This window comes from Brevibacterium sp. UBA7493, from assembly GCF_002479565.1.
In the GTDB taxonomy this organism is placed as follows: Bacteria; Actinomycetota; Actinomycetes; order Actinomycetales; family Brevibacteriaceae; genus Brevibacterium; species Brevibacterium luteolum.
In genome coordinates, this window is the sequence record NZ_DLOD01000008.1 from 83,224 (window position 1) to 108,997 (window position 25,774).

The following is a 25,774-nucleotide window of genomic DNA, read 5'->3' on the forward strand; positions in this document are numbered from 1 at the left end:
TGAGGGCGTATGGGAACGGTAAGGGAACATGACAGAAAGATCACAGCCGCCGCTACCGCGATTGTCTCCTACTATGGCGGCGTGACCATGGAATTCGTATCGGCACAGCAGCGGGTGACCCACACGCTACTGGAGGAGATCTCAACCGGCCAGCTCGCCCCTGGCGAGAAGCTCCACGAGGTTGCCCTGGCCACCCGGCTGGAGGTCTCCCGGAACACGCTGCGCGAGGCGTTCGTCGCACTGCAGGGCTACGGGGTCGTCGTGCGGCTGCCGCACCGCGGGGTGCATGTGACGCTGCCGGAGATCTCGCACGTCGATGAGATCTACCAGTGCCGTTCGCTGCTCGAACCGGCCGTCCTGCAGTGGTCGGACCGGCTCGACACGGCCACGCTTAAGGACTGTGTGGCCGCCGGGCGGGCCGCACGCGAGGCGGGCGACCCCCATGCGGTCGGCGATGCCAACCAGCGGTTCCACTCGGCGATCATCGCCTCGGCCGAGTCCTACTACGCCAACGAGGTCATGACCCGGGTGCTCGCGCTCATGCGGCTCGTCTTCATCCGCGGTTCAGCCGAGCGCCGCGGCTTCCACTACCCCTATATCGAGCTCAACGCCACGATCGCCGACCTTGCCGCAAGCGGCCGGCGCCGCGAGGCCGCTGAGGAGATGCGCAGCTACCTCGACCGGGCGCGCAGCGAGGTCCGCGAGCTGCTGTCCTGAACTTGGTCTCCTCACGCAGGTACGCCCGGCCTATGAGGAACCGACCTCGGGAACCTGGACTTAGGGGACCTGGAACTCGGCATCCCGGGCGTCAGTGATGAGCATCTTCCCGGGTGAGTGGGCGATCGCGATCTCCGGGCGGGCGGCCAGCAGCGCGGCTTGCGGGGTCACCCCGCAGGCCCAGAACACCGGCAGATGCCCATCCGGGATCGTCACCGCATCGCCGTAGTCAGGGTTGCCGAGGTCGCGGATGCCGATCTCTGCCGGGTTGCCGATGTGCACCGGTGCTCCGTGCACGGCCGGGTAGCGGGAGGTGATGCGCACCGCCTCGGCGACCTGGTTCGCCGGCAGCGGGCGCATCGACACAACAAGCGGGCCTGAGAAGATCCCGGCCGGTTCGGTGTCGATCGAGGTGCGGTACATCGGCACGTTGACGTTCTGGCTGATGTGAGCGATGTCAATGCCGGCGGCCAGCAGCGCGGTCTCGAAGGTGAACGAGCAGCCGATGAGGAAGCTGACGATGTCGTCTCGCCAGAACGCGGTGGCATCCGTGACGGTCTCGGCGAGCTCACCGTTCCGGTAGATCCGGTAGGCCGGCACATCGGTGCGGATATCCCCGCCTTGAAGCAGCGGCGAGCTCGTCTGCCCGGCTTCGAGCACTCCGATGATCGGCATCGGCTTGGGGTTGCGCTGGGCGAAGAGCAGGAAGTCGAAGGCATGCTCGCGCGGCACAGCAAGCAGGTTCGTCTGCGTGAACCCCGGGCACAGGCCGGCGGTCGGCCGGTCGAGACCGGCCCGGAAGGCCGCCCTGGCCTGCGCAGGTGAGGTGAACGGGGAGCCCGCCGGTGCCTCGGGAGCGGTGTCCATCGTCATCCCTGCCAGAGTGCGGCGATGCCGGTGAGCGAGTTCCAGCCCAGCCAGATCGTGACCAGCCAGGTGAGCGTACCGAGGGCGGCGAGCCACTTGGGGTACTGGTAGCCGTGCAGCAGGTCGCGGCGGGCCCAGGCGACCCACAGGACGACGGCGAAGCCGATCGGCAGGATGAGGCCGTTGAAGGCGCCGGCGAAGATGAGCAGTGTCTGCGGGGCCTGGTCGAGGATGAGGAAGGCGGTCGCGCACACGGCAATGAAGGCGATGGTGAGCAGGTTGCGGGTGCGCGCGCTCGTCCGCTGGGTGGTGACGAAGCTGATCGAGGTGTACGAGGCGCCGATGACCGAGGTGAGGCCGGCGGCCCACAGCACGACACCGAAGACGCGCAGGCCGACTTCACCGGCGGCGGCGAGGAAGGCATCGGCGGCGGTGTTGTCCTGCGACAGCGTCACGCCGCCTGCGACGACGCCGAGGATGGCGAGGAAGAGCAGCACGCGCATGACGCCGGTGATGATGATCGAGAGCACGGAGACCTGGGTGATGTGGCCGACGTTCTCACGTCCGGTGATCTTCGAGTCAATGAGGCGGTGGGCGCCGGCGAAGGTGATGTAGCCGCCGACGGTGCCGCCGATGAGGGTAGTGATGACGAGGAAGTCGACCTCCTCGGGCAGCACGGTGTTCTTCAGCGCCTCGCCGACCGGCGGCTGGGAGACGATGGCGACGTAGAGCATGAGCAGGATCATGATCGCGCCGAGTGCGACGACGATGCGGTCGAGTGCGACGCCGGCGCGCTTGGACAGGAAGATGAAGATCGCGATGAGCGCTGAGACCGCGCCGCCGATCTTCGCGTCGATGCCGAGCATCGCGTTGGTGCCCAGGCCGGCACCGCCGATGTTGCCGATGTTGAAGATGAGCCCGCCGACGAAGACGAAGGCGGCCATCACCCAGCCGATACCCGGCAGCACCCGGTTGCCCAGTTCGTTGGCACGCAGCCCGGTGACGCCGAGGACGCGCCAGACGTTGAGCTGGATGGCGATGTCGACGAGCAGGGAGACAAGAATCGCAAACGCGAAGGCCACGCCGAGCTGGACGGTGAACACCGAGGTCTGGGTGATGAAGCCCGGGCCGATCGAGGAGGTGGCCATGAGGAACATGGCCCCGAAGATCGCGGTGCGACCGGTCGCCCCGATGGTGACGGCCTTCTTCGCATCGGCCTGTGTGCCGTTTGCCGGGGCGGTGTCGCCTGGCTGGGCTGTGTGGGCGCCGGTGTGATCGGGCGTGGGGTCCGGGGTGTGGCTGCTCATCGTGCTTCCTCGCTCGGGTGGGCGCGGGCGGCACCGGTGCGGTGGCTGCCCTGTGACGCGACACACTCTAGCAATTGTTCAACAATGAGCGCGAGGGGAGGGGGTGTGGACAGGGACCGCTGCGCGGTTCGGTTCGCGCCGGCGCCGAGGCGGTGGCTGGGTAGTCAGGTGAGCTTCTGAAGTGCCAGGTGGGTGAGCCATTCGAGGGGGCCGCGGGCGGCCGGTCCGCGCACGCCGCGGCGGGCGGCGATCGCCTGCCAGACGAGTGCGAAGGCAATGACGGCTGCGAGCACGGCAACGAAACCGGTGATGGTGAGCGCCAGGCGGGCATCGGGGAACCGGCCGGCGAGGTCGAGACCCCAGCCGAAGAACAGGGCGCCGGCGAGCAGGTTCTGGCCGACGTAGACGCTCAGCGACATCCGCCCGGCGGCAGCGCATGCGGTTTCGATGACCCGGGGGATCCAGCGGTGCAGGCTGGCATGGGCGATGAGGGCGAGCAGACCGACGGCGACGAGGCTGGCGGTGAGGTAGCGCTGGGCGACGATCCCGGCCGGCGAGCCGATGATGCCCAGCAACAGGTCGACAGGTGCGGCAGCGGCGCCGATGAGCAGGCAGCGGCGGCGCAGCCGGGCGCCGCCTGGGGTGAAGATGCCTCCTGCGAACAGGCGGGCACCGATGAGGAAGAGGCAGATGCCCATGGCGAGGGTGAAGATCGGTTCGGCGCGGAAGATGAGGCTGTTGTCGAGGCGGAAGACGGCGAGTTCAGTGAAGCCGGCCTCGCGGTAGGGGTTGATGCCGTCCCACAGCAGCCAGTCGGCGGCCGAGCCGGTGAGCTCGGAACCGGCACCTCCGTTGGCGCTTCCCGGCTGGGTGAGCAGCAGGAGGCTGAGCAGACCGATGCCCAACACATGGAGGACCCCGGTCACCCAGGCCCAGATGCGCGTGCTGCGCGGGGAGGTGGCGATGATGCCGGCGACGATGAAGCCGGTGACGGCATAGCCCATGAGCACGTCGAATTCGGCGATGAGGATGAAGTTGATGAGCCCATCGAGGAACAGCAGCCCTGCGCGCGGGGCGTAGGTGCGCAGCCAGCCGCGGCGCCCGCGGCGCTTGCGCCAGGCGGTGAACTGCAGGAACACGCCGATGCCGAACATCATCATGAGCAGGGAGAGGCACTTGCCGTTGCTCAAGGAGCTGAGCACCTGGAAGGCCAGCGTCTGAGCACCTGCGGGAATCCCGGCGAGGGGATCGAGGAGGGAGCCCAGCAGGCCAGCGGGGTGGGTGAAGAGCCAGATATTGGTGCCGAGCGTGCCGAGCACGGCGGCACCGCGGGCGATGTCGAGTCCGGCGATGCGTCGGCAGCCAGGGGCAGCTGCGACGTCACCAGCGGAGGCATCAGCGGGACTGGCTGGCCGGTCGTCACGAACGGCGGGAGCCGCTGCCCCGCGGGTGGGTGAGGTCTTCATAGCCGAAACAATACAGTCGTATGGTCAGGTGTGCAATACGCTTGTATTCCCGGTGCGTAAGCACCGTGACCGCCGACAGAGAAGGATCCATGAGCACCAGCAGAGACCACATCGTCGAGGCGATCGTCACCGTCATCGCTGCAGGCGGCATCGAGAAGGCCACCGTCCGCACGGTCGCCAGTCAGGCCGGGGTGTCGATCGGCGCGGTCCAGCACCACTTCCCCAGCAAGGCCGCGATGCTGACCGCAGCGATGGCGGCGACCTCGGATGCTGTCACCGCCGACATCGAGGACTACCTCAGCACTTTGGAACCAGCCGGCACTCCCGCCGAAGCGGCCGGGCAGGCCGCCTCAGTGCTGCGCCACCTGTCCTTCATGCTCTGCTCGATCAGCGAGGACGACCTCGCTGCCGCCGGCATCTGGCTCGACTTCGTCGCCCTCTCCCGTGTCACCCCCTCACTCGCCCAGATCCACACCCGCACATGGACCCAGCTGCGGAAGCAGATGAGCGAACTCATCGCGGCAGCCCACCCGCAGCACCCCGATCCTGAAGCGGCAGCCGGGTGGGCGCTGGCGACCTTCGACGGCATCGCCATCTCCCGGGCGACCGAGCCGCAGTTCATGACCGGAACACGGGCTGCAGCCCTGGCCGAGCGCACGCTCGCCGCGATCGCCGCCGAGGCAGCCGGGGCCACCGGAACCGGCACCTCGGGAGCGGAGCCAACCACCGCCTCGGCACCGGTGACCGGCACCGTCTGAACCACCGCCTCGGGCACCGGGATGAGCGGACACGATTTGGACACAATCACCGGTGCCGCACAGCCGCCTATGACTTGTGACATGCTTCACGATAAGCTCAACCGCACACCGCACTTTCGGTGGGCGCCGGAGCACCGGCGCCGGGTTCGCACCACCCGGTGACAACCTCACCGCACCGCAACCAGGAGGAATTCCGTGAAGCGATCCTTGAGCATTGCTGCCCTGACGGCGGCATCTGTCCTTGTCCTGTCCGCCTGCGGCGGCAGCGGCGGAGACGACGGCAACGGCGCCGAAGGCTTCCAGCCTGTCTCCGGAGGCAAGCTGACCCTGTGCTCCGACATCCCCTATGAGCCGTTCGAGTTCACCGACGAGAACAACGAGACCGTCGGCTTCGACATCGACCTGGCCAAGAAGCTCTCCGAGCGACTCGACCTCGAACTCGACGTCGTCACCACCGGCTTCGAAGCCATCGAATCAGGCTCCGCTCTCGACACCGCACAGTGCGACCTGGCGCTGTCGGGCATGTCGATCACCGAAGAGCGGGCGACGAAGTTCGACTTCTCCCACAAGTACCTGCTCGACAACCTCGGCCTCATGGTCACCAAGGACTCCGGCATCAAGTCCCTTGACGAGCTCAAGGACAAAGAGGTCGGGGCTCAGCAGGCGACGACCGGAGAGTCATACGCCAAGGACGCCGGAGCCAAGGTCGTGCAGTTCGAGGACTCCGGCCTGCTGACCCAGGCGATCACCTCCGGCCAGATCGACGCTGCGGTGGCGAACCTCTCGACGATCTACGCCGCCACCCAGGCCAGCGACAAGCTCGAGCTCGCCGAGGACTACGACACCGACGAGGCACTCGGCGCCGGCTTCAAGAAGGGCAACACCGAACTCGCCGATGAGTTCAACACGATGCTCGGCGAGATGTTCGAAGACGGCTCGTACGACAAGCTCGTCGAAGAATGGTTCGGCGAGGTCGCCGATGCCGCGAAGGTCCCGGAGGACCAGCGCGGATCCTGATCCAGCTGCCCTGCGCCCGAGGCGTGCCGACGCACTGACGCCGGCGCGCCTCGGGCGCGGCAGGGTTGGCGCCTGAGCGAACGGCCAGCCGGCGGCGCGAACCGCAGCCGGGCCAGCAGCACGACTCCACCCACCCCACTAGGAGCTATACGGTGGCAATGACCATGCGCCAGCGGGCCCGCATGTCCCGCGGCATCCAGTACGCGATCCTCGTCCTCGCGATCCTCGTCGCGGCCTTCCTCGCCGACTGGGGCACGATCTTCGGGAAGTTCTTCAACCCGCAGGTCATGGCCGACCAGTTCCCCGGCATCATCACGATCGCGCTGAAGAACACCCTCATCTACACCGCCTTGGGCTTCGTGCTCGGGCTGGCGCTGGGCGTCCTGCTGGCGCTCATGAAGATCTCCTCGGTCGGGCCCTACCGGTGGATCTCGACCCTGTACATCGAGTTCTTCCGCGGGGTGCCGGCCCTGCTTGTGTTCATTGCGCTGGGCTACGGCATCCCGTATGCCTTCGGCATGCGGATGGACACCTACCTCACCGTCATGCTGGCACTCGGCATCGTGTCCTCTGCCTACATCGCCGAGACCCTGCGTGCTGGCCTGCAGGCTGTGCCGAAGGGCCAGTACGAGGCGGCCCGGTCGCTGGGCATGACGCATTCGCGGGCGATGATCACGATCGTCATCCCGCAGGCGTTCCGCATCATCCTGCCGCCGCTGACGAACGAGATCATCCTCATGACGAAGGACTCCTCGCTCATCTACCTGCTGGGACTGGCCGCCAGCCAGTACGAGCTGACGAAGTTCGGCCGTGAGGCGATCACCGCCCCCGATGCGGGACTGACCCCGCTCGTGGTCGCCGGTGCCTGCTACCTCGTCATCACCGTGCCGCTGGGCATCCTGGCCCGGAAGTTCGAGTCCCGTACCGCCAAGATCAAGAAGTAGGTGCCACCTGTGTTCAACAACGAAGCGAATGCCGCGGCAGGCGGCACCGGATCCCACTCCGCCGCTGATGCCCGCGCAGCCGCCGAAGCCGCCACCGCCGAGCAGGCCGCCCGCTCGGGTGTGACGATCAACGACCTGCACAAGTCCTACGGCGATGTCGAGGTGCTCAAGGGCATCAGCCTCACCGTCGCCCCCGGCGAGGTCGTCTGCCTCGTCGGCCCGAGCGGTTCGGGCAAGTCGACGCTGCTGCGCTGCATCAACGTGCTCGAGACCGCGAACTCCGGGCTGATCGACGTCGGCGGGTTCATCGCCACCGACCCCGACATCGACCTCGACGTCATGCGCCGGCACGTCGGCATGGTGTTCCAGGCCTTCAACCTGTTCCCCCACATGACCGCGATCGAGAACTGCTCGATCGCCCAGCGCAAGGTCCTGGGGCGCTCCCAGTCAGCCGCCGACGAGGTCTCGCGGGCGAGTCTGGAGAAGGTGGGCCTCGGCCACCTGGCCGACCGGTACCCCGACCAGCTCTCCGGCGGCCAGCAGCAGCGCGTGGCGATCGCGCGTGCCCTGTCGATGGAGCCCTCGCTCATGCTCTTCGACGAGCCGACCTCTGCGCTCGACCCCGAGACGGTCGGCGACGTCCTCGACGTCATGCGCAACCTCGCCGATGAGGGCATGACGATGATCGTCGTGACCCACGAGATGCACTTCGCCCGCGAGGTCGCTGACAAGGTCGTGTTCATGGACGGCGGCGTCGTCGTCGAAGAGGGGCCGGCCGCCGAGGTGATCGGCAACCCCCAGCACGAGCGCACCAAGTCCTTCCTCGCCCGCGTCCTGCACCCCGGCGGACTCGACGAGGACTAGGCCAGAACCGCCTCGGGAACGGGGCGACCGCCTCGGGAACGGGCCCGAGCGGAAGGCTCACCAGCACAGGAGACGACATGACACGCACACGGCACCTCACCTCCCTGACCGCACTGGCTGCCGCCGGTGTCCTGCTGCTCTCTGCCTGCGGCGGGGGCGGATCCGGCGAGGCCGACGGCGGCAACGAGTACCAGCTTGCCCAGGAGGGCAAGCTCATCATGTGCTCGACGCTGCCGTACGAGCCCTTCGAGTTCACCCGCGACGGGGAATCGGTGGGCTTCGACATCGACCTGGCGAAGCAGCTCGCCGAGCGGCTCGACCTGGAGTACGAGCTCGTCGACACCGGTTTCGAGGCGATCGAGTCGGCCTCGGTGCTCGATACGCAGCAGTGCGATATCTCGCTGGCGGGCATGACGATCACCGATGACCGGGCGACGAAGATGGACTTCACCGACGCCTACCTGCTCGACAACCTCGCGCTCATGGTGCGCAAGGACTCCGGTATCAAGTCGATCTCCGAGCTCAAGGGCAAGGAGGTCGGGGTCAAGCAGGCGACGACCGGTGAGAAGTACGCCCAGGAGCAGGGTGCCGAGACCGTGCAGTTCGAGGACAACACGATCATGATCCAGGCGATCAGTTCCGGGCAGGTGAATGCGATGGTCTCGAACGTATCGATGATCTACTCCGCGGTGCAGACTGATGACAACCTGGAGCTCGTCGAAAGCTACGACACCAACGAGCAGCTCGGCGCTGCGGTCGTCAAGGGCAACGACAAGCTGGCCGGGGAGTTCAACGCGATGCTCGGTGAGATGTATGAGGACGGGTCGTATGACGAGCTCGTCGACGAGTGGTTCGGCGAGGTCGCCGATGCCGCGCGGATCCCGGAGGACAAACGGGGCTGAGGGCGCGTGGCTGGGCTGGGCCGAGCCGGGATTGGCTGGGCCGTGGGTGGCTGGGCCGAGGGTGGCTGGGGCTACTGATGGCCCTGAAACTGGCCGCGGCTCAGTGCTCGTGAGAAAAGTGAGTCAAGCTGTTCATGGTTGTTCGCGCAGAAACCATGAACAGCTCTACTCACTTTTTCCGATGGAGGCTGGGGCGGCTAATGGCGGCGCACGTTCGGTGCAACTGTGAAGGCACCAATGACCGATAACGCTTACGCACACCCGCGATTGGCGAAGCTCTATGACGGTTTCGAAGGTGACCGCTCCGACCTCGACTGCTACGACGAGGGGCTCAGCGAGGCGGGCGTGCGCTCGGCACTCGACGTTGGATGCGGCACCGGAGTGTTCGCACTGCGGCTCTCCGGTCTCGGCTTGGAGATCACCGGGGTGGACCCCGGTGCTGGGATGATCGGTGTCGCGCGTGCCAAGCCTTGCGCGGATGCGGTGAGGTGGATCGTCGGTGAAGCCGCAGACGCCCTGCCGATTCAAGTCGATGCGGTCACGATGACGGCCAATGTCGCGACGGTCTTCACCTCCGACGGTCACTGGAATGCGACGTTACAGGCCATTCATGCCGCGCTGCGCCTGGTGGGCTCCTCGTGTTTGAGTCGCGCAACCCCGCCGACCGCGGTTGGGAGCGGTGGGGTCACTCTTCTATGGAGATAGCCGTAGCAGACGAGAGGATCGTGACATCGCAAGAGGTCACCTCCGTCAACCTGCCGCTCGTGACGTTCGTCGACACTAACCGGTTCCTCAGCGACGGAGAAGTGCTGACGTCCACGTCGACCCTGCGGTTTTTGGGAGGGGAAGGAGATTCGCACATTCCTGGAGGAGTGCGGATTCGCCGAAATCAACGTCCGCGATCTGCCCTATGCCCCGGGCCGAGGCTGGCTCGTCGTCTGCCGGAAGCCTCCGGGAGAAAGTTTGTAGAACTATTCATATGATCCGGCCCTCAGAATATGAACAGCTCTACAAACTTTGCGCGGTCAGGGGCGCGCAGGGGATTCTCTGGTCAGACTTTGGCCCCGTTTAGTGCTTCAAAGGGTCAAAGTGTGACCAGTATTCGCGGAGGCCCAGGCAGCGTCCGCCGGCCAATCCCAGCGATCAGGCGAATGCGGCGAGCACCTGACCGACGGCCAGGCCGAGGAAGGTGCCTGCAAAGGCGCCGATGAGGGCGAAGAGCACACCGACCGGGACGAGCTGCCGGTTGAAGGCGCTCGCGACGACCGGTGCTGAGGCCACTCCCCCGATGTTGGCCGTCGAGGCCACCGCGATGCTGAACAGCTCGGTCTTCGTCGCCTTGGCGTACAGCACCATGAGCACGAGGTGGATCAGCACCACCATGACGCCGGCGAGCAGGTACAGCGGTGCTTCGACGAGCGAGGTGAAGTCCGAACCTGCGGCGATGACGCCGATGATGATGTAGAGCATGATCTGGGCGACTTCCGATGAGCCCGGCATCTTGCCCCAGCGGGTCGAGCCGATGATGAGGCCGAGGACGGAGACGATGAGGATCGTCCACGTCGTCGAGGTCACGACGACCCCGATCTCCGGCAGCAGTCCACCGATCCATGTCGCCACAGCTGAGGCGAACAGGCCGAGGGCGAGCACCCGGAACAGAGAGACGAGGTCGAGAGTCTCCCCCGCCTCGGCGCCGGTGGCAGCGGGCGCACCGGTGGCAGCGGGCGCACCGGTCGAACGGGTGGCAGCGGGCGCGCCGGTGACGGCAGTCGCTGCGGCGGAGGAGTGGACGTCGAGGTAGGAGGTATCGGCCTTGGTCCAGGCGTTGAAGCGGTCGGAGACGGTGACCGAGGAGAACATCACGAGCAGCCACACGGAGTAGATGATCGTGTCGACGATGAGCACGTGGCCGAAGACGTTCTCCGGAGCATCGAGGATCCCCTGAACGGCGACCATGTTGGCCGATCCGCCGGTCCACGAGGCGGCGAGCGCGGACAGGCCCTTCCACGCCTCGGGGTCGAGCAGGCCGCGGAAGACGAGGAACGTCAGCACGAAGCCGAGCAGGATCGACAGGGCCGAGGCCGCGTAGGTCAGCAGCAGCTTGGGGCCGAGCTTGATGATCTGGCGGATGTCGCAGTGGAAGAGCAGGAGCATGATCATCGCCGGCAGGAGCGCGTCCTTGACCCCGCCGCCGACGTCGGTGATCGAGTCGGATTCGCCGAAGACGCCGATGGTGTTGAGCAGCGCGGCGATGAGGTAGAGGAACACGAAGCCGGGCACGAATCTGAAGACACGCACCCCGCGGCGCTTCTCCAGGTAGACGAGGACGGCCGAGATGGCGATGAGCAGGCTGAGGAAGAGGAATCCGTCGGTGATCATGAGGGGCTCCGGTTGGGGATGTGAGGGGCGGGTGCTCGGTAAGCGAAACCGGAGCTGAGGAGCCGGCCGGCGTCACTGCCGAGTACCTGCCACGCTAGCAGGTGCGGGCATCTGACGCTGAGTGGAGCTGGGATGACCACGCGCAGTGCAGCCGCACAGAACATCCGCACAGCATTGCGGTTCGGATGTCACGTTTGTGCATCAGCCCACACATGAGCCGGGCAGAGAGAGTAACGTGGTTCGGGGGGATACGCCTGTGCTTACGGCGCTCCCCAGCGCGCCTGGCGGCCAGTCGCAGTCACTTTCGCTTCAGGAGATCCAATGTCAGATCAGGCCAGCCCGTCCGAGACCGCCTCAGCGCGCGCCCCGTACATCGAGGTCGATGAGACCACCGCGCGCAAGGCCGCGACCGCCGCGCTCGTCGGCACGGCGATGGAGTGGTACGACTTCTTCCTCTTCACCACTGCGGCGGCCATCGTCTTCAACGTCCAGTACTTCCACTCCGAGGACCCGGCGATGGCCACCATCCAGTCCTTCGCCACGATGGGTGTCGGCTTCGTCGCCCGCCCGATCGGCGCTTTCGTCTTCGGCCACCTCGGCGACCGGATCGGCCGCAAGGCGGTCCTCATGATCACGATCATCGGCATCGGTGTGGCCACCGGACTCATCGGCCTGCTGCCGACGTACTTCCAGATCGGCATCTGGGCGCCGATCGCGCTCGTCGCTTTGCGCATCGTCCAGGGTCTGGCCGTCGGTGGCGAATGGGGTGGCGCGGTCACCGTCGCCGTCGAGAACGCCCCGCCGGCCAAGCGCGCCCGCTACGCCGTGTTCCCGCAGATAGGCTCCCCGATCGGCACGCTCATGTCCTCCGGTGGGTTCTTCCTCATGGCGGTCATCGTGCCCTCCCAGGCCTTCGACGCCTGGGGCTGGCGGATCCCGTTCCTCGCCGCGATCCCGCTGCTGCTCGTCGCCGTCTACATCCGCAAGCAGCTGGAGGAATCCCCGATCTTCCGCGAGCTCGAAGAGGCCGGTGAGAAGGAGTCCGCCCCGGTCCTCGAACTGTTCCGCAAGTCGTTCCCGCAGGTGCTCGTCGGCATGGGCGCGAACTTCCTCGGCGTCGGCGGGTTCTTCCTCGTCACCACCTTCGTTGTCTCCTACGGCACCGGCGTGCTCGGCATGACCAAGCCGCTCATGCTCGGCGCAACCCTGGCTGCCGCTGCCATCGAGATCGTCGTGCTCATCTACTTCGGCCGCCTGGCCGAGCGCCTCGGTGTCTCCCGCGTGGCGGTCATCGGCAGTGTCGCGACGATTGTCATCGCGTTCCCGATCTTCCTCATGATCGAATCGACCGTCCCCGTGCTCGTGATCCTCGGCGTCACCATCGGCGTGGCCTGCCTGTCGATCCCATACGCCGTCAACGGTGCGCTGACCACCGCACTGTTCCCGCCCTCGCACCGCCTGTCCGGTGTGGCGATCTCAGCGAACCTCTCAGCGATGGTCTCAGGTTTCGTGCCGATGCTCGCCACGATGTTCCTCGCCGCGACCGTCAACGCCTGGTGGCCGGCCCCGGCGATGCTTGCCGTCATCGCCGCGATCACCGGCATCTGCTCGCTCATCGCCCCGCGGGTCTCCGAGGACATCCCCGGTTACCTGCGCTGAGTGCTGCCGCTCCCGAGGCCGGGGTCGCCTTCCGGCAGCCCCCGCCTCGGCGCGTGGAGAGGAGACGCACCGATGTCAGAAGAACTTCAGTCCTGGCACTTCGGGATGACCGAAGACGAGGCGAACACGCTGCTGGTTCTCGTGCTCGACGGTCGCAAGACGGCGGCGTCGAGCAGTCTGCGCGCCTACGAGATCGAAGACGAACCGCTGCCGGAGCCGGGCCAGCGGAGCATCATCACCGATTGGGCCGGAACCCCGGGCTGCATCGTCGAGATCACCGATGTGCAGGTGATCCCCTTCGACGAGCTGACCTTCGACCTCGTCCAGCTCGAGGGCGAAGACGACCTTGATTCGTGGCAGGCCGAGCACCGGCGGTTCTTCACCGCCGAAGCCGCCGAGTTCGGCTACACGTTCAGCCCGGATATGCCGGTCGTGTTCGAGCGGTCCCGGGTTGTCGAAGTCCTCCAGCACGTGTGAGAGCTGGCAGAACAAAGCCCCGCGGTGCCTAACTGACCGAAGCCAGACAGAGGGCGGTTGCCGCGGGGCGATGCTTCTAGAATAGCAGATATGGCCAATAACGCGCCCTTGCTCGATGCCGCGCAAGCGGCACGGTGGCTAAGCGAGCCACGGTACCGCCGCTACCTCGACGTAGCAGGTGGAGACCACTGTTTGGCGATGTAGACATACCTATGGAACTCGCAAGTCGCAGCCGCCGGAATCGTTGATGTAGGTCATCTTGAAGTCGCGTTGCGCAACGCCTACGACCGCGAACTCACGCGGAGATTTTCGGACTGGACCGTTGACCCGCAATCGTCGCTGTTCCACCTGGAACAGGGCGTTCAGCGTGCTCGCGCTCAGCAGCGCCGCCGCAATATTGCAAGCCAGGCGCGGATCACTGACGCCAAGCGAGGCCTGAGCTCTGCACCAACGCATGCGGAGGTCGTGGCCGCTCTAACGTTCGGGTTCTGGTCAAGCCTGACCCTAGGTGAGCGAACGCCGACGCTGTGGAATCCGATGCTGCACCGAGCGTTTCCCAAGGGCACCAAACGAGCGAGGGTGCACGACCTCGTCGCTCGCGTGGTGAAATTCCGCAACAGACTAGCGCACAATGAGCCCGTATTCTCGACTCGCACTGGTTTGGGAGATCGTCTGGTCGAGGTCAAGACACTGTTCGAGTTGATCGACCCAGATGCGTACGCCTACGTCGCCGAGCACTCGAACCTCGACGCTGCGATCTCCGAATGTCCGATACCTGGGTTGACGACCGCCACTGGTTTGCGTTGAGCACCGCGCCGCCCGCATGCACGCGGGTGGGAATCTGTGATTGAGTGTGGCTATGACGCGCATCACCTCCACTGCTGACTCCTCCCCTGCCGCCTCCGCACAGGACTCCGCCGCCGGCTCCGATACCCCTGCCTCCCGTTCGGCTGGGCACCTCATCGTCGCCCAGCTCGAAGCCGAGGGCGTCGAGCGCATTTACTGCGTGCCCGGCGAGTCCTACCTCAACGTGCTCGACGGCCTGCACGATTCGGCCATCCGCACGATCACCTGCCGGCAGGAGGCAGGCGCTGGGTTCATGGCGCTGGCCGAGGGCCGGATGACCGGCCGGCCGGGCATCGCAATGGTCACCCGCGGGCCGGGCGCGGCCAATGTCATGATCGCCGCGCACACCGCCTACCAGGACGCCACCCCGCTCGTCATCTTCGCCGGCCTCATCCCCACCGACCACCGCGGCCGCGAGGCCTTCCAGGAGTTCGATCTGGCCGGCTGGTTCGGAACCACAGTGAAGAAGACCCTCATCCTTGACCACCCCGACGAGGCCGCAGCCCTCGTCGCCGACGCAATGCACACCGCCGCCTCCGGCCGGCCCGGCCCGGTCATCGTCGGCCTGCCCGAGGACCCGCAGCTCATCACCACCCAGGCGGCCACCGTCACCCCGCGTCCCGTTCCCGAGGTGGTGCCTATCGCCGCACAGATCGCCTCGGTGGCCGAGGCGGTCGCCAAAGCCCGCCGCCCGGTGCTCATCGTCGGCGGCGAACGCTGGGATGAGCAGTCCTCCCGCACCGTCGCCGATTGGGCGGCCGGGCTCGGGATGGGCATCATCGCCGACTTCCGCGCCTATGACGGCATCGACCATGATGAACCGCACTACCTCGGTGCGCTCGGCTTCGGCTCGGCACCCCTGACCCGCAAGGCCTTCGACGAGGCCGACCTGCACGTCTACCTCGGCTGCCAGCGCACCGATGTCTCGACTAACTCGTACTCGATCGGCTGCAGCCCTGAGCACACGATCGTCATCAGCCCTGATCCGGATCTGCATGCGCACTTCGGGCCGGTCGATGAGCAGATCATCGCCACCACCCGCGGCTTCGCCCAAGCACTCACGAGCACCGACGCAACCACCAGCACTGACGCAACGACCGGCACCGAGGCGACCACCGCCTCGGGAACGGAGACGAACCTGCCCGACTGGGTCACCGAGACCCGGCAGCGGTTCCAGCAGTGGCGCCAGGTCCCGGCACCCACCGGTGATGAGGACCCGGCCTATGTCGATATGGACACCGCCTTCGGCGAGGTGCACCGCCTGCTGCCGGATGACGCGATCATCACGTACGGGGCCGGCAACTACTCCGGGTGGGCCTCGCGCTACCTGCCGGTGCACAGCTTCCCGTCAGCGCTCGGCCCGCGCAACGGGGCGATGGGCTTCGGGATGCCAGCGGCGGTGGCGGCCGCGCTGGTGTGCCCTGACCGGCCGGTGCTCGCCGTCGCCGGTGACGGCTGCTTCCTCATGAACGGCCAGGAGTTCGCCACCGCGGTCGCCCATGACCTGAATATCACCGTCATCATCAACGACAACAGCGTCTACGGCACGATCGTCGGCCACCAGGAGCGCGACTATCCCGGCCGGCCGGAAGGCACTGGGCTGAAGAACCCGGACTTCGCCGCCTACGCCAACGCCTTCGGCGGCGCCGGATTCAGTGTGACCCGCACTGAGGACTTCGCGGCCGCCTTCGAAGCGGCGCTGAACCATCCGGGTCCTGCGCTCGTGCATGTGCACACCGATCCAGCCATCCGCTTCACCCGCAGCTGAGACGCTCAGAAGGAGACCCGAGATGCGACTCGACACGATCATCCGCAACGCCCGCATCCACACGATGGCAGCTGACCGGGCTGACCGGCCAGACGGGCTGCCGGGTGATACCCCGCCCGCGCCCGAGGCGGTGGGGATCGCCGGCGGCCGGATCGTCGCCTTCGATGATGAGCTGGAGGGCTCCTACGCCGAGGCTGGAGAGGTCGTCGATGCCGCCGAACTGACCGGCAGCGCAGGTGGTGGCGTCGGTGGAGGCGGTCGGGGCGGCACCGGCGCAGACGGTGATGACGGCGCGGGTGTGCCGACGGTGGTTCCAGGGTTCATCGACGCGCACTGTCACACGACGTGGTTCGGGCTGACCCTGGCCAGCGTCGATGTCGAGAACTTACCCGGCGGGCTCGACGAGGTCTACGACCGCCTGGCCGCCGCAGCCGCGCAGCTGCCTGACGGTGAGTGGGTGCAGGCGACCGGGTACTCCCACCACGACTATGCCGGCAGCTATCCGGACATCGCGGTGCTCGACCGGATCACCGGTGGCCGGCCGCTGTTCATGCGGCAGGTCAGCGGCCATTCGGCGATCGTCAACACCGCAGCCCTGACAGCCGCCGGAATGCTCGAACCCGGCTACACGGATCCGCCCGGCGGCAAGGTCGTCCGTGAGGCATCCGGCCGCCCGACCGGACTGGTCGAGGAGACCGCGCAGACGCAGGTGCAGGATCTCATCCGCCCGTATTCGGTCGAGACGATCGTCCACGCCCTCGACCTGGCCACCGCCCACTACGCGAAGGAGGGGATCACGAGCTTCGGTGAGGCCGGGATCGCCGCTGGCTGGATCGGGCATTCGCCGCTGGAAGTCTACGCCTATCAGCAGGCTCGGCGGGCCGGGCTGCTGCGCACCCGTGCTCAGCTCATGCCCGTCGTCGATGCCCTCCACCCTGTCAGCGGACATGCCGCCGACAGCCCGGAGCTCGGCCTCGACTTGGGGATGGTGACCGGGTTCGGCGACGACGAGATCCGCCTCGGCCCGGTCAAGATCTTCATGGACGGGGCGCTGTCGGGCCGGACGGCGGCGCTGAGTCAGCCGTATGCCGGCCAGTCCGATGCCGGCTACCTGCAGGACGACCCCGAGGTGCTGCGCGCCCAGACGCTGGCGGCCTACCGGTCGGGCTGGTCGCTGGCCGTCCACGCGATCGGCGACCGGGCGGTCGATGAGGCGATCGCCAACATCACCGCAGCCGTCGATGAATGCGGGAAGCCGGCGTTTCCCAACCGGATCGAACACGCCGGTATGATCCGCGCCGAGCAACTGTCGGTGCTCGCGGAGTATGGGATCGCGGTGACCCCGCAGGCGGCGTTCTTCGACAACATCGGCGACGGGATGCTCGAGGCGATCGGGGCCGAACGCGCCCACCTGCTCTACCGCGGCCGCTCATTCCTCGAAGCCGGGGTGACTCTGGCCGGCAGCTCGGATCGGCCGTGTGCGGAGGGCAATGTGCTGCGCGGCATGCAGCTGTTCATGACCCGCCTGACCCGCTCCGGCCGCGTCTCAGGACCCAGCCACGAACGCCTGTCCGCGCACGAGGCGCTGGCGGCCTACACCTCGGGCGCGGCTGCCGCGATGGGCATGACCGGCACACATGCCGGCCAGGCCGGCCAGCTGGTTCGCGGGGCGCTGGCCGATATCGTCATCCTCACCGGCGACCCGCTCACCACCGCACCTGAGGCGGTGACCGAGCTGGACGTGCAGGCGACGATGCGCGGCGGGCAGTGGACGCACCGGTGAACACCAGGCGCCGGCAGCAGGCGTCTGACCAGCGGAGTTCATGGTGAGTTCACGCACTCACCGGATCCGTCATGCCTGCTGGCAAGAAGCTCTCAACTTGGGGCACGGACCTTCGTCGAGGACAGCGCCGGCATCGAAGCGATCGGCCGCGGTGAAGATGTGCCCGAGAAGCTCTTCGGCCTCGCCCCGGTCGCCGAGACCCTGCAGTTCAACCGCTCGAGCCTCGAAGACGCTGAGCCGCGCAACTCCAACGGTGGCCGCGAGAACGGCAAGCCGATCGACGGGGATGCCCTGCTGCCCGGTGAGGCCACGCCCAACGACGTCGTCTCCCTGGAGGACATGTCAAGTGCCGCGCTCAACGTGCTCTCGCAGGACGAGGACGGGTTCTTCACGATGATCGAAGGCGGCGCCATCGACTGGGCCGGTCACGCCAACGCCACGACCGGCAACCTCGAAGAGATGGACGACTTCAACAATTCGGTCGCGGCCGTCCACGACTGGGTGGAGAAGAACTCCAGCTGGGATGAGACCCTGCTCATCGTCACCGCCGACCACGAGACCGGCTACTTATCCGGGCCGAGCGAGGACAAGCACTGGACGCCGCTGACCGGTGAGTCCGGCAGCCTGCCGGTCGATGGCTGGTACTCCCCGGAGCACACCAACCACCTCGTGCCGTTCTTCGCTCACGGCGCTGGCGCCGATTCGATCAGCGGATATGTGCGCGGCACCGACCCGGTGCGCGGTGATTACATCGACAACACCGATGTCGCCAAGCTCGCCTACGACCTGTGGCAGGAGAAAGCCGACGACGATCCGAGCGAGGACCCCTCGGAAGAGCCATCGGAAGATCCCTCCGAGGAGCCGAGCGAGGAGCCTTCCGAGGAACCGTCCGAGCGCCCGTCCGATGAGCCGAGCGATGCTCCCAGCGAGCAGCCCGGCGACGAGCCGACCGACCGCGATGACGACGGATCCGGCCGTGATGACAATGCCGGCAAGGACGACCGGGGCGGCAATCTGCCGCGCACCGGCGCTGAGCTCGGTGTCGCCGGAGCTATCGCTGCCGGGCTCGTGGCTCTCGGCAGCACGGCCGTGTTCCTGGCACGCCGCCGTCAGCATTGAACCAGTCGCGCGTGAGAGCGCAGGTCCCCGGGAGTGCTCCCCGGGGCCCTGCGCTATCGGCGGCTACAGTGGCATCCATGGGCTATCAGACTCTGCGCCGTGAGGCGCATGCCGAGATCGAGATCAAGCGCTCGCGCTTCATCGCCCGCGTTGTTCCAGTCGAGACCGAGGAGGCCGCGCGTGCGGTCATCGAGGAGCAGCGGGCTGCGCATCCGAAGGCCCGCCACCACTGCACGGCCTTCATCCTCGATGCCGATGGGCGCACACAGCGCTTCAACGACGACGGCGAGCCGGCCGGCACGGCCGGTGCCCCGATCCTGGAGGTGCTGACCGGCCATGAGCTGACGTATGTGGTGGCGGTGGTGACCCGGTACTTCGGCGGCACGCTGCTGGGCGCCGGCGGGCTCGTACGCGCCTACGGCGGGGCAGTCTCCGCGGCACTCGAGGACGCTGAAGCCGTCACCCGAACGCTGCTGACGCCGGTGGCGGTGGAGTTGGACTATGCCACGGCGGCTGCCGCCCAACGGCAGGCCCAACAGGCCGGATGGCAGGTCATCGACAGCGACTACGGTGCCAGCGTGCGGCATGTCTTCGCAGTGCCGGCTGACGAGGTGGAGGCGTGTGCGGCGATGCTCGCCGACGTCTCGGCAGGAGTCGCCACTCCCGAGGTGGGGGATCCGGTCTACCGCTAGGCCGGCTGTGCTGCCAGGTCGGTTGGCGTCGCTGCGCCGGCACGTCGGTGCTCGGCTGGGAGCAGTGCCGGTAGGGATCAGTGCCCGGCTGGGACCGGTGTTCGGCTGGGGCCGGCGCGTCGTCAGTCGAGGCTGGCGATGCGGGCGACCTGCGCATTGGTGAGCATGACGAGGTCGTCAGGACGCAGTTCGATCTCCAAGCCGCGGCGGCCGGCGGAGACGTAGACGGTGGAGAAGTCCTGAGCGGAGAGATCCATGACCACCGGCGAGGAGTTGCGCTGGCCGAAGGGGCTGACGCCGCCGATCATGTAACCGGTGCGGCGCTCGGTTTCGGCGATGCCGGTCAGCTGAGCCTTCTTGCCGCCGCACACGCCCGCAATCGCTTTGAGATCAAGCTGTCCGGAGACGGGCACAAGTGCGACGACCGGTTCCTGATCGACGTGGATCATGAGCGTCTTGAGGATTCTGCCGGATTCGACGCCGAGCTTCTCTGAGGCTTCGGTGCCGTAGCGGCGGCGGGCCGGGTCGTGGTCGAACTCATGAACCGAGTAATCGATGCCGGCGAGGTTGAGCACGCGCAGGGCGGGGGTAGCCGCGGCGTGTGATCGAGCTGCAATCGACATGGGTCTTCGCTGCCTCCTGCCTGCCGGGTCAGTCGGGGACCTGACGAGTCGGCGGGCCGGTGTGTAGGTGCTGATCGGACGGGTGGACGACAGCTACTTTAAATGACCGATCAGTCCGATGACCAATCTTTTGTCCGTGCTCGACAATCCGGCAGGAGATGACGGGCGGATCCAGAAGCGCTTTTGTCAGCCCCAGCCGAGTTCGTGGAGGCGTTGGTCATCGATGCCATGATGATGGGCGATCTCATGGACGATCGTGGTGAGGATCTCCTCGCGCAGCCGTTCGGCCGTGCGGGAGAACTCGATGAGGTTGATGCGGTAGAGGAAGATGACGTCAGGGGGCACAAAGGCCCACGGGTCGCCGCGCTCGGTCAGCGGGATGCCGTCGTAGACACCGAGGATGTCCGGTTCCTCCGGCGGGGGTTCGTCCTCGGCGAAGAGGACGACATTGTCCATGTAGTCGAGCACACCTTCCGGCAGTTCGCCCATCACCTCGTCGACGAGGTCGTCGAAGATCGCGTACAGCGCCTCGAAGGTCGCATCGTCAATCGGCTCGAGCGAATCGTGCTCGCCGGGATCCGCATGCTCAGGGTGACCGCATGTCATGGCCTCAGTCTACTGAGGCGTCTCAGTCTGCTAAGGCGTCTCAGTCAACTGAGGCGAGCCGACTGACTGGCGGGGTGCGCACCGGGGCGCGGACCGCCTCGGGCGCGGTGAGCGACATCACAGGAAAGGGCCGCCGATCCGTTTTGCAAATCTACCGAGCGGTGCGCTAAGCTATCGGAGGTTCATGCGCCGGGCAACCGGAGCTGACAGCCTCATCGGGAGACTGATGCGGGAGGCCCCCATCGTCTAGTGGCCTAGGACACCGCCCTTTCACGGCGGCGACACGGGTTCGAATCCCGTTGGGGGTACGTGTAGGATGGAGTTCGCCCCATCCGGCACACAAATGAATATGGCCCTGTGGCGCAGTTGGTTAGCGCGCCGCCCTGTCACGGCGGAGGTCGCGGGTTCGAGTCCCGTCAGGGTCGCGGAGCATTCGGCTCTTCTGTTTCAGAAGAGCCTTTGTTCTATCAGCAGACAGGCGAGCTGCACTCGCTGTCAGCGGATCTGGCTCTGTAGCTCAGTTGGTAGAGCGTTCGACTGAAAATCGAAAGGTCACCGGATCGACGCCGGTCGGAGCCACGAAACCCCCGCTCAGGCGGGGGTTTTCTGTTTCTAACAGTCGGTCACCCCTCAAAAACCCCGCACTTTCAGATCAGGCCGGACAGCTGCGCCTGCATGACCGAGCCGGCCCTGGTGTCGCCCTTGAGGGTGTTCATGTAGACGTCCTGGGTCATCGACGGGTTGGCGTGTCCGAGGTAGGCGGCGATCTCCGCAGCGCTCATGCCAGCCCGGTCCAGCATCGTCGCCGCGGTCTTGCGGAACGTGTGAGTGGACAGCTGCGGATAGCCGAGGTCCTCGCGGATGTCGCGCAGCTCGCGCTGCGTGTTCGACGGGTCGCGCAGGCGCATGAGCACGGTCGGGAACAGCAGGGTCGTATCGTCCTTCAACTTCTCGTGGCGACGACGCAGCAGATCCATCGTCGGCCGAGGAAGCGGAGTGACCCGCCAGGCCGATTCGGTCTTCGGCACCGCTTGCCGGACGATCCCCCGGCCCGTCACGCGGACGTTCGTCGCCTCGACCTCGGCGGTCTCGGCGTCGAAGTCGATGGAGCCGACGTCGAGCGCGCAGGCCTCGCCGACCCGCCAGCCGGAGGCCAGCATGAACTCGAACAGCTCGACGGTGTCCTGCTCGATGAGCGATGGCGCGGCGCGCAGCTTCGTCATGAGGTCGGGCAGATCCTGCGGCTCGATGCCGACGAGCCCCTCTTGCCCTTGGGCTGACTGATCCGCTCGATGTCGCGGACCGGGTTGCGCGGAGCCGCGCCGTTGCCCACGGCCAGCGCCATCATCCCGCTCAGCGTCGACCGGCAGTTCTTCGCCGCCCCTGGACCAGATTCCTTGTGGACGGTGTTGAGGAACTTCTGCAGGCGGTCCGGCTTCGCCTCGGCGACGGTGAGGTCCCCCAGTCGCGGGGTGATGTGCGCGGTCACGGCGTACCCGTAAGTCTCGATGGTGCCGTCGGAGCGCTCAAGATCGCGCTTGTGAGCGAGGAACCGCTGACCGAGCTGCCGCAGCGTCGTCGAGGGCGTCAGCTCACCTCCTTGGCTGTCCTCGATGGTCAGCAGCGCCCTCTTCAACGCCGCCTCGGCCTTCGCCCGACTTGTGCCGGAGCGTTCGACCTGACGGGACTTGCCGTCGGCGAATCGGTACCGCGTGCGTGCCCGCCAGCTCCCCACGGTCGTCTGCGCGACATGGATCGTGCCGTAGGTGCCGATCTCGAGCCTCGGCCTCCCCATCAGGCCCCCTCCTCGATCGCTTCACGAAGCTCGTCGACGAGGACCCGGGTCACGCGCCCTCGCGCCTGCGGCGTGCTTCCCTCCCCCGCCCGTTCGGCGGCCTCCGCCTCGAGGCCCTGCGCCCACAGGGAGCGCGCGAGGCGCTGCAGCTCCTCCGGAGCGATCTCAAGCTTCTTCGCCGCGCGTGCCTCCGCAAGGCTCGGCGGAAGCGAAGGCGCTTCGACGCTGTCGTCGGGCTCCGGCGGCTGCTGGCTCTGCTCGACCAGCTCGTCGAGCGCTTCGGACATCTCCTCGTCAGTCATCGCAGCTCCGCCGCGGTCGTAGACTGCGGACTCGATCGACGGGTCGACCCGCGAGAGCCGTTGGGCGCTCGAACCACCATCAGGGTCGTCGGGAGGGCCGAACGGCTCGCCGCCGTGGATGCGGGCGTCAAGCACGGGCGCTCGGTCCTCGTCGGCGATCTCGACGGGCCCTCCGCGCAGAGCGCGCTCGACCACGGAACGCGGGATCGGCACGCCCGGGTCCCCGACAGCCGGCTTCTCGAACGCCTCGGCGGACCCGAGGAGATCGACGAGCGCGAGCGGCCTACCGCTCAGCTCCCCGAGGACGAGCGCCAGCGTGAGCAGGGTCGGCAGCGTCGGCGCTGCGCGACCCTGCTCAATGGCCTGGACGCTCGACACGCTCCAGGCCAAGGTGATGTCTACGAGACGACGGGCTCCTTGACGCGTGTATCGCCGATCGGCACGTCAATCCGGTCTCGGGCGACGACGACCCCATCCTTGACGACGTAGCACTCGACGACATGCTCGCCTTTGAAATCTGAGTACTCGGTGCGGATCCCTGGTTCGCTTGAGTCGACGATCTGGCCCCTGACCATGTCGCGGCGTTCGGCTTCGGGGCCACGGTTGAGCACCTTCCACCTCAGCGCGTACGACCCTTCGACCGAACAACTCGTCACCCAGAACTTCAGACTCCGATTCGCCCTCAGTAGCACGCCAGTCCGCAGCATCTCGCGAAGCCTCGTCGGTCTCCAGCCGTCCTGAGTGATCTCGCAGTCGATCGACACGGTCTCGCAGATGTCGACCGGGTAGTGGCCCTCGATGAACTCCTCGGTGTCGGTGAACGTCCGCGAAGCTTCGCTCGCGCTGGTGGCCAGCGGCACGGAGGTGCCGAACACCTCGCGCCACTTCTTGTTCGCAGCGGTTCTGTCCTCTTCCTCGATCGCCTCGAGGCTTCGGTCGTACGCCTTCTTCGCCTTCGGCTGGAACCGGGACTTCACCTTCACCTGCTGGTTGCTGCCGAGCGCGAAGTAGTAGTCCTTGTCCGGCTCGTCCTTGAGGAACTCGAAGAAGTCCCGCACCATCAGGTCGAACGAGCCGGTGCCGGCCGAGTCGTATACGTCGGTCTGCGAGAAGAACCTGTGCACCAGGGTGTCGATGAGCAACCCGCCTATGTTGACTCCGTTCTGGTTCTTCCATGCCCTGGCCATACGAGCCAAGTGGCGCATGTTCGTCGAGGTGCGATCGTTGCACTCCCTGGTCGCTGCGATCTCCTCGCGCGGCTTCGTGACCTTCCAGTCCTCGGCCTTCGTGTCCGGGTAGTCGAAGCTGCCGTCGGAATTCTCGAACGCCGGCTGCACCTCGAACTTGAAGGCGTTGCTGGCGAACTGCACCCGTACGACGCACTGGTCGACACGGATGTCGGTGTTCGCGTACCGCGCCTTGAGGTCGTTGCGGACGCGTTCGAGGATCCGCCGCGGTCCGGTCTCGCCCTTGTAGTCCGCACGGATCCCCGCTGGCAGGATGAAGATCATGTCGAGGTCGGACACGCCCTTGACGGCGGTGTGACGACCGAAGGATCCCACCATTCGGCTGTAGTCGGTGCAGCCGTCCTTGTCCCGGAAGTCCTTGTTCAGCGCCTTGGTGATCTCGTCCCGACGGGAGCCGATCGTGGCTGCCGTGTCACCGACCTTGAGGTTCGCCAGCAGCGCGTCGAAGATCTCGGACGTCTTCATGCCTGCACCTCGCCTTCTTCGAGACGAAGCACTTCGGGGAGGAACAGGTCGATCTCCCGAGGAGTGAAGGTCATCTCTTCGTTGTCCTTCAATCCGTCCTGCGCGCGGCGGAATGCCTTGTGGCTGGTCCGAGGAGCATCCGCGTAGGCGTCCCGCGCGGCTTCCTGGAGCTCGTCGCGACGGACCCTGGCGTCGGCATCGGTGACGTCGCCGGACATCATGTCGGCGATCAACGAGATGTACGACTCGCGGACGTCCCACAGCAGGGAGGCGATGGCGCGGTGGGCGTCGGATTCCTCCGCGAACCTGAACGTCTTCGCACCGAGGCTGGCCCACGTGACCAGGAGCGCGACCGACGAGGTCACGAGGCTGGTCAGGACAGGGTTGCCTACGAGGCCGAACACAGATGCGAGGAACGTGCCGGAACCGAGCGCCGTGAACGCGATGAGCACGCCCTGCTGCCACCGGTGCTTGGTGAAGCAGATGTCCGCCTGCTTCTCGCGGATCTTGTGGCTGTAGACCACCCTCCCGAATGACTCGCGCACCTGCGCGAGCAAATATGGGTCGCGGTCGGGAACCGATGCGTTCTCGTGGGTCAATTCGCTCCTACTCGGTCAAGGACACCGGGCACGCGATCGAGGCCAATCGCGCTCCTTCCGAGTATGACCGGAGCCACTGACATACGAATCGGACCGCACCCTGGAGGGGCCGCGGCCGAAGCGGAAGACCAGCGCCGGTGCCGCCAGCGCCCAGGGGACAAGCCCCCTTCAGCAGTCACCCGGCAACCACCAAGCGAGACCGCGCGGTCGACGGGGTGGCGAAATGCACCGCGCACATGGTGGAGAGCTCGATGAAAGACCCAGGATCGCAGTCTCCCGTGAGATGATCTGAAAACCAGGCTCGAACCCTCTCACCGGAAGGCAACAACGTGGCTGACTACGACGTGCAGTACAACAAGAACACCGGCGACTCGAGCGCAAAGCGAGCAGGAGCGTCGAAGGCGGCCGGCCGCTACGACTCCCAGGCGGACGCACATGACGCGGCCCGAGGATTCGCCGAGAGAAGCGGCGGGGGCGAGGTGCGCGACCACCGAAAGGACAACAACCAGATCCGGAACACCGACACGATCGGCAAGAAGGACCCCCACCCGCCCAAAGGCTGAGGATTCCGC

Annotated in this window: 26 protein-coding genes and 3 tRNA genes; 18 read left to right on the forward strand and 11 right to left on the reverse strand. The window is 66.7% G+C overall.

Annotated elements, in window-relative coordinates; all coding sequences use genetic code 11:
- Nucleotides 1–87 precede the first annotated feature (87 nt).
- On the forward strand, nucleotides 88–717 hold the full coding sequence (locus tag B4E96_RS05415; protein WP_257995120.1) for a GntR family transcriptional regulator: 630 nt from the start codon (nucleotides 88–90) through the stop codon (nucleotides 715–717).
- Nucleotides 718–777: 60 nt separating this feature from the next.
- On the opposite strand, the gene B4E96_RS05420 is transcribed toward B4E96_RS05415, so the two are convergent.
- The 3 genes from B4E96_RS05420 to B4E96_RS05430 all read right to left on the reverse strand — a co-directional run bounded on the left by B4E96_RS05420 (nucleotide 778) and on the right by B4E96_RS05430 (nucleotide 4,357).
- Complete coding sequence (locus B4E96_RS05420) at nucleotides 778–1,584, reverse strand: putative hydro-lyase (RefSeq protein ID WP_102162071.1); 807 nt, start codon at nucleotides 1,582–1,584, stop codon at nucleotides 778–780.
- 2 nt (nucleotides 1,585–1,586) lie between these two features.
- A complete protein-coding gene (locus tag B4E96_RS05425; RefSeq protein ID WP_259794778.1) occupies nucleotides 1,587–2,891 on the reverse strand; it encodes an NRAMP family divalent metal transporter in 1,305 nt (434 codons plus the stop codon).
- Between the two features lie 164 nt (nucleotides 2,892–3,055).
- Entirely contained in the window at nucleotides 3,056–4,357 is a 1,302-nt protein-coding gene (locus B4E96_RS05430; protein WP_286956669.1) for a DUF418 domain-containing protein, read from the reverse strand.
- A gap of 89 nt (nucleotides 4,358–4,446) precedes the next feature.
- Here B4E96_RS05430 and B4E96_RS05435 point away from each other — a divergent pair, with 89 nt between their 5' ends.
- The 6 genes from B4E96_RS05435 to B4E96_RS05460 all read left to right on the forward strand — a co-directional run bounded on the left by B4E96_RS05435 (nucleotide 4,447) and on the right by B4E96_RS05460 (nucleotide 9,547).
- Nucleotides 4,447–5,115, forward strand: coding sequence for a TetR/AcrR family transcriptional regulator (locus B4E96_RS05435; RefSeq protein WP_180964755.1), 669 nt, complete (start codon nucleotides 4,447–4,449; stop codon nucleotides 5,113–5,115).
- Nucleotides 5,116–5,310: 195 nt separating this feature from the next.
- Nucleotides 5,311–6,132: an ABC transporter substrate-binding protein gene (locus B4E96_RS05440; RefSeq protein ID WP_102162074.1), complete on the forward strand. Its 822-nt coding sequence runs from the start codon at nucleotides 5,311–5,313 to the stop codon at nucleotides 6,130–6,132.
- Between the two features lie 152 nt (nucleotides 6,133–6,284).
- Entirely contained in the window at nucleotides 6,285–7,076 is a 792-nt protein-coding gene (locus tag B4E96_RS05445; RefSeq protein WP_286956670.1) for an amino acid ABC transporter permease, read from the forward strand.
- Nucleotides 7,077–7,196: 120 nt separating this feature from the next.
- Entirely contained in the window at nucleotides 7,197–7,940 is a 744-nt protein-coding gene (locus B4E96_RS05450; RefSeq protein ID WP_286956784.1) for an amino acid ABC transporter ATP-binding protein, read from the forward strand.
- 77 nt (nucleotides 7,941–8,017) lie between these two features.
- The gene (locus B4E96_RS05455) at nucleotides 8,018–8,842 is read left to right on the forward strand and encodes an ABC transporter substrate-binding protein (protein ID WP_286956671.1); all 825 of its coding nucleotides are present in this window, start codon (nucleotides 8,018–8,020) and stop codon (nucleotides 8,840–8,842) included.
- A 237-nt stretch (nucleotides 8,843–9,079) separates the two neighbouring features.
- Entirely contained in the window at nucleotides 9,080–9,547 is a 468-nt protein-coding gene (locus B4E96_RS05460) for a class I SAM-dependent DNA methyltransferase (protein WP_286956673.1), read from the forward strand.
- Between the two features lie 438 nt (nucleotides 9,548–9,985).
- Here B4E96_RS05460 and B4E96_RS05465 read toward each other — a convergent pair whose 3' ends face one another.
- On the reverse strand, nucleotides 9,986–11,221 hold the full coding sequence (locus B4E96_RS05465) for a DUF819 domain-containing protein (RefSeq protein ID WP_286956674.1): 1,236 nt from the start codon (nucleotides 11,219–11,221) through the stop codon (nucleotides 9,986–9,988).
- A 321-nt stretch (nucleotides 11,222–11,542) separates the two neighbouring features.
- Here B4E96_RS05465 and B4E96_RS05470 point away from each other — a divergent pair, with 321 nt between their 5' ends.
- From B4E96_RS05470 to B4E96_RS05500, 7 genes are all read left to right on the forward strand, one after another.
- Nucleotides 11,543–12,880: an MFS transporter gene (locus tag B4E96_RS05470; protein ID WP_286956675.1), complete on the forward strand. Its 1,338-nt coding sequence runs from the start codon at nucleotides 11,543–11,545 to the stop codon at nucleotides 12,878–12,880.
- A gap of 72 nt (nucleotides 12,881–12,952) precedes the next feature.
- Nucleotides 12,953–13,357: an ASCH domain-containing protein gene (locus tag B4E96_RS05475; protein WP_286956676.1), complete on the forward strand. Its 405-nt coding sequence runs from the start codon at nucleotides 12,953–12,955 to the stop codon at nucleotides 13,355–13,357.
- Between the two features lie 270 nt (nucleotides 13,358–13,627).
- Complete coding sequence (locus B4E96_RS05480) at nucleotides 13,628–14,164, forward strand: hypothetical protein (RefSeq protein WP_286956677.1); 537 nt, start codon at nucleotides 13,628–13,630, stop codon at nucleotides 14,162–14,164.
- Nucleotides 14,165–14,216: 52 nt separating this feature from the next.
- Complete coding sequence (locus tag B4E96_RS05485; protein ID WP_286956678.1) at nucleotides 14,217–15,971, forward strand: thiamine pyrophosphate-dependent enzyme; 1,755 nt, start codon at nucleotides 14,217–14,219, stop codon at nucleotides 15,969–15,971.
- 22 nt (nucleotides 15,972–15,993) lie between these two features.
- Nucleotides 15,994–17,754 (forward strand): amidohydrolase, encoded by a 1,761-nt coding sequence (locus B4E96_RS05490; protein WP_286956679.1) that lies wholly within the window; start codon nucleotides 15,994–15,996, stop codon nucleotides 17,752–17,754.
- A 159-nt stretch (nucleotides 17,755–17,913) separates the two neighbouring features.
- Nucleotides 17,914–18,873, forward strand: coding sequence for an alkaline phosphatase (locus B4E96_RS05495; RefSeq protein ID WP_286956681.1), 960 nt, complete (start codon nucleotides 17,914–17,916; stop codon nucleotides 18,871–18,873).
- A gap of 77 nt (nucleotides 18,874–18,950) precedes the next feature.
- Complete coding sequence (locus B4E96_RS05500; protein ID WP_286956682.1) at nucleotides 18,951–19,565, forward strand: YigZ family protein; 615 nt, start codon at nucleotides 18,951–18,953, stop codon at nucleotides 19,563–19,565.
- 122 nt (nucleotides 19,566–19,687) lie between these two features.
- Here the strand turns inward: B4E96_RS05500 and ybaK are convergent, their stop codons facing one another.
- Together ybaK and B4E96_RS05510 are read right to left on the reverse strand one after the other, a co-directional pair.
- On the reverse strand, nucleotides 19,688–20,188 hold the full coding sequence (ybaK, locus tag B4E96_RS05505) for a Cys-tRNA(Pro) deacylase (RefSeq protein ID WP_102162084.1): 501 nt from the start codon (nucleotides 20,186–20,188) through the stop codon (nucleotides 19,688–19,690).
- Between the two features lie 186 nt (nucleotides 20,189–20,374).
- Nucleotides 20,375–20,794, reverse strand: a complete 420-nt coding sequence (locus tag B4E96_RS05510) for a metallopeptidase family protein (protein WP_286956684.1) — start codon at nucleotides 20,792–20,794, stop codon at nucleotides 20,375–20,377.
- Nucleotides 20,795–21,029: 235 nt separating this feature from the next.
- Here B4E96_RS05510 and B4E96_RS05515 point away from each other — a divergent pair.
- The 3 genes from B4E96_RS05515 to B4E96_RS05525 all read left to right on the forward strand — a co-directional run bounded on the left by B4E96_RS05515 (nucleotide 21,030) and on the right by B4E96_RS05525 (nucleotide 21,373).
- Nucleotides 21,030–21,102, forward strand: a tRNA-Glu gene (locus tag B4E96_RS05515).
- A gap of 43 nt (nucleotides 21,103–21,145) precedes the next feature.
- Nucleotides 21,146–21,219, forward strand: a tRNA-Asp gene (locus B4E96_RS05520).
- An 81-nt stretch (nucleotides 21,220–21,300) separates the two neighbouring features.
- Nucleotides 21,301–21,373: transfer RNA gene (locus B4E96_RS05525), tRNA-Phe, on the forward strand.
- A 68-nt stretch (nucleotides 21,374–21,441) separates the two neighbouring features.
- On the opposite strand, the gene B4E96_RS05530 is transcribed toward B4E96_RS05525, so the two are convergent.
- Genes B4E96_RS05530 through B4E96_RS05550 form a run of 5 tightly spaced genes read right to left on the reverse strand, consistent with a single transcriptional unit; the run spans nucleotide 21,442 to nucleotide 25,202 of the window.
- Complete coding sequence (locus B4E96_RS05530) at nucleotides 21,442–22,017, reverse strand: site-specific integrase (protein WP_286956686.1); 576 nt, start codon at nucleotides 22,015–22,017, stop codon at nucleotides 21,442–21,444.
- A complete protein-coding gene (locus B4E96_RS05535) occupies nucleotides 22,014–22,589 on the reverse strand; it encodes a phage integrase central domain-containing protein (protein WP_286956688.1) in 576 nt (191 codons plus the stop codon). Before B4E96_RS05535 ends, B4E96_RS05530 begins: the two co-directional genes overlap by 4 nt.
- Complete coding sequence (locus B4E96_RS05540) at nucleotides 22,589–23,269, reverse strand: hypothetical protein (protein WP_286956689.1); 681 nt, start codon at nucleotides 23,267–23,269, stop codon at nucleotides 22,589–22,591. Before B4E96_RS05540 ends, B4E96_RS05535 begins: the two co-directional genes overlap by 1 nt.
- A 20-nt stretch (nucleotides 23,270–23,289) precedes the next feature.
- Entirely contained in the window at nucleotides 23,290–24,603 is a 1,314-nt protein-coding gene (locus B4E96_RS05545; RefSeq protein ID WP_286956690.1) for an SMODS domain-containing nucleotidyltransferase, read from the reverse strand.
- Nucleotides 24,600–25,202 (reverse strand): SLATT domain-containing protein, encoded by a 603-nt coding sequence (locus tag B4E96_RS05550; RefSeq protein ID WP_286956691.1) that lies wholly within the window; start codon nucleotides 25,200–25,202, stop codon nucleotides 24,600–24,602. Before B4E96_RS05550 ends, B4E96_RS05545 begins: the two co-directional genes overlap by 4 nt.
- Before the next feature lie 329 nt (nucleotides 25,203–25,531).
- On the opposite strand from B4E96_RS05550, the gene B4E96_RS05555 reads away from it, so the two are divergent.
- Nucleotides 25,532–25,765 carry a DUF2188 domain-containing protein gene (locus B4E96_RS05555; RefSeq protein ID WP_286956692.1) on the forward strand — a complete coding sequence of 78 codons (234 nt, stop codon included), beginning with the start codon at nucleotides 25,532–25,534 and terminating at the stop codon, nucleotides 25,763–25,765.
- Nucleotides 25,766–25,774 lie beyond the last annotated feature (9 nt).

Excerpts from the sequence above, each read along its gene's own strand:
- B4E96_RS05500 (WP_286956682.1), top strand. The coding sequence starts at position 18,951 with ATGGGCTATCAGACTCTGCGCCGTGAGGCGCATGCCGAGATCGAGATC.
- B4E96_RS05435 (WP_180964755.1), top strand. The coding sequence starts at position 4,447 with ATGAGCACCAGCAGAGACCACATCGTCGAGGCGATCGTCACCGTCATC.
- B4E96_RS05530 (WP_286956686.1), bottom strand. The coding sequence starts at position 22,017 with ATGACGAAGCTGCGCGCCGCGCCATCGCTCATCGAGCAGGACACCGTC.
- B4E96_RS05455 (WP_286956671.1), top strand. The coding sequence starts at position 8,018 with ATGACACGCACACGGCACCTCACCTCCCTGACCGCACTGGCTGCCGCC.
- B4E96_RS05535 (WP_286956688.1), bottom strand. The coding sequence starts at position 22,589 with ATGGGGAGGCCGAGGCTCGAGATCGGCACCTACGGCACGATCCATGTC.
- B4E96_RS05425 (WP_259794778.1), bottom strand. The coding sequence starts at position 2,891 with ATGAGCAGCCACACCCCGGACCCCACGCCCGATCACACCGGCGCCCAC.
- B4E96_RS05460 (WP_286956673.1), top strand. The coding sequence starts at position 9,080 with ATGACCGATAACGCTTACGCACACCCGCGATTGGCGAAGCTCTATGAC.
- B4E96_RS05485 (WP_286956678.1), top strand. The coding sequence starts at position 14,217 with ATGACGCGCATCACCTCCACTGCTGACTCCTCCCCTGCCGCCTCCGCA.
- ybaK (WP_102162084.1), bottom strand. The coding sequence starts at position 20,188 with ATGTCGATTGCAGCTCGATCACACGCCGCGGCTACCCCCGCCCTGCGC.
- B4E96_RS05415 (WP_257995120.1), top strand. The coding sequence starts at position 88 with ATGGAATTCGTATCGGCACAGCAGCGGGTGACCCACACGCTACTGGAG.
- B4E96_RS05420 (WP_102162071.1), bottom strand. The coding sequence starts at position 1,584 with ATGGACACCGCTCCCGAGGCACCGGCGGGCTCCCCGTTCACCTCACCT.
- B4E96_RS05475 (WP_286956676.1), top strand. The coding sequence starts at position 12,953 with ATGTCAGAAGAACTTCAGTCCTGGCACTTCGGGATGACCGAAGACGAG.
- B4E96_RS05465 (WP_286956674.1), bottom strand. The coding sequence starts at position 11,221 with ATGATCACCGACGGATTCCTCTTCCTCAGCCTGCTCATCGCCATCTCG.
- B4E96_RS05470 (WP_286956675.1), top strand. The coding sequence starts at position 11,543 with ATGTCAGATCAGGCCAGCCCGTCCGAGACCGCCTCAGCGCGCGCCCCG.
- B4E96_RS05545 (WP_286956690.1), bottom strand. The coding sequence starts at position 24,603 with ATGAAGACGTCCGAGATCTTCGACGCGCTGCTGGCGAACCTCAAGGTC.
- B4E96_RS05490 (WP_286956679.1), top strand. The coding sequence starts at position 15,994 with ATGCGACTCGACACGATCATCCGCAACGCCCGCATCCACACGATGGCA.
- B4E96_RS05510 (WP_286956684.1), bottom strand. The coding sequence starts at position 20,794 with ATGACATGCGGTCACCCTGAGCATGCGGATCCCGGCGAGCACGATTCG.
- B4E96_RS05430 (WP_286956669.1), bottom strand. The coding sequence starts at position 4,357 with ATGAAGACCTCACCCACCCGCGGGGCAGCGGCTCCCGCCGTTCGTGAC.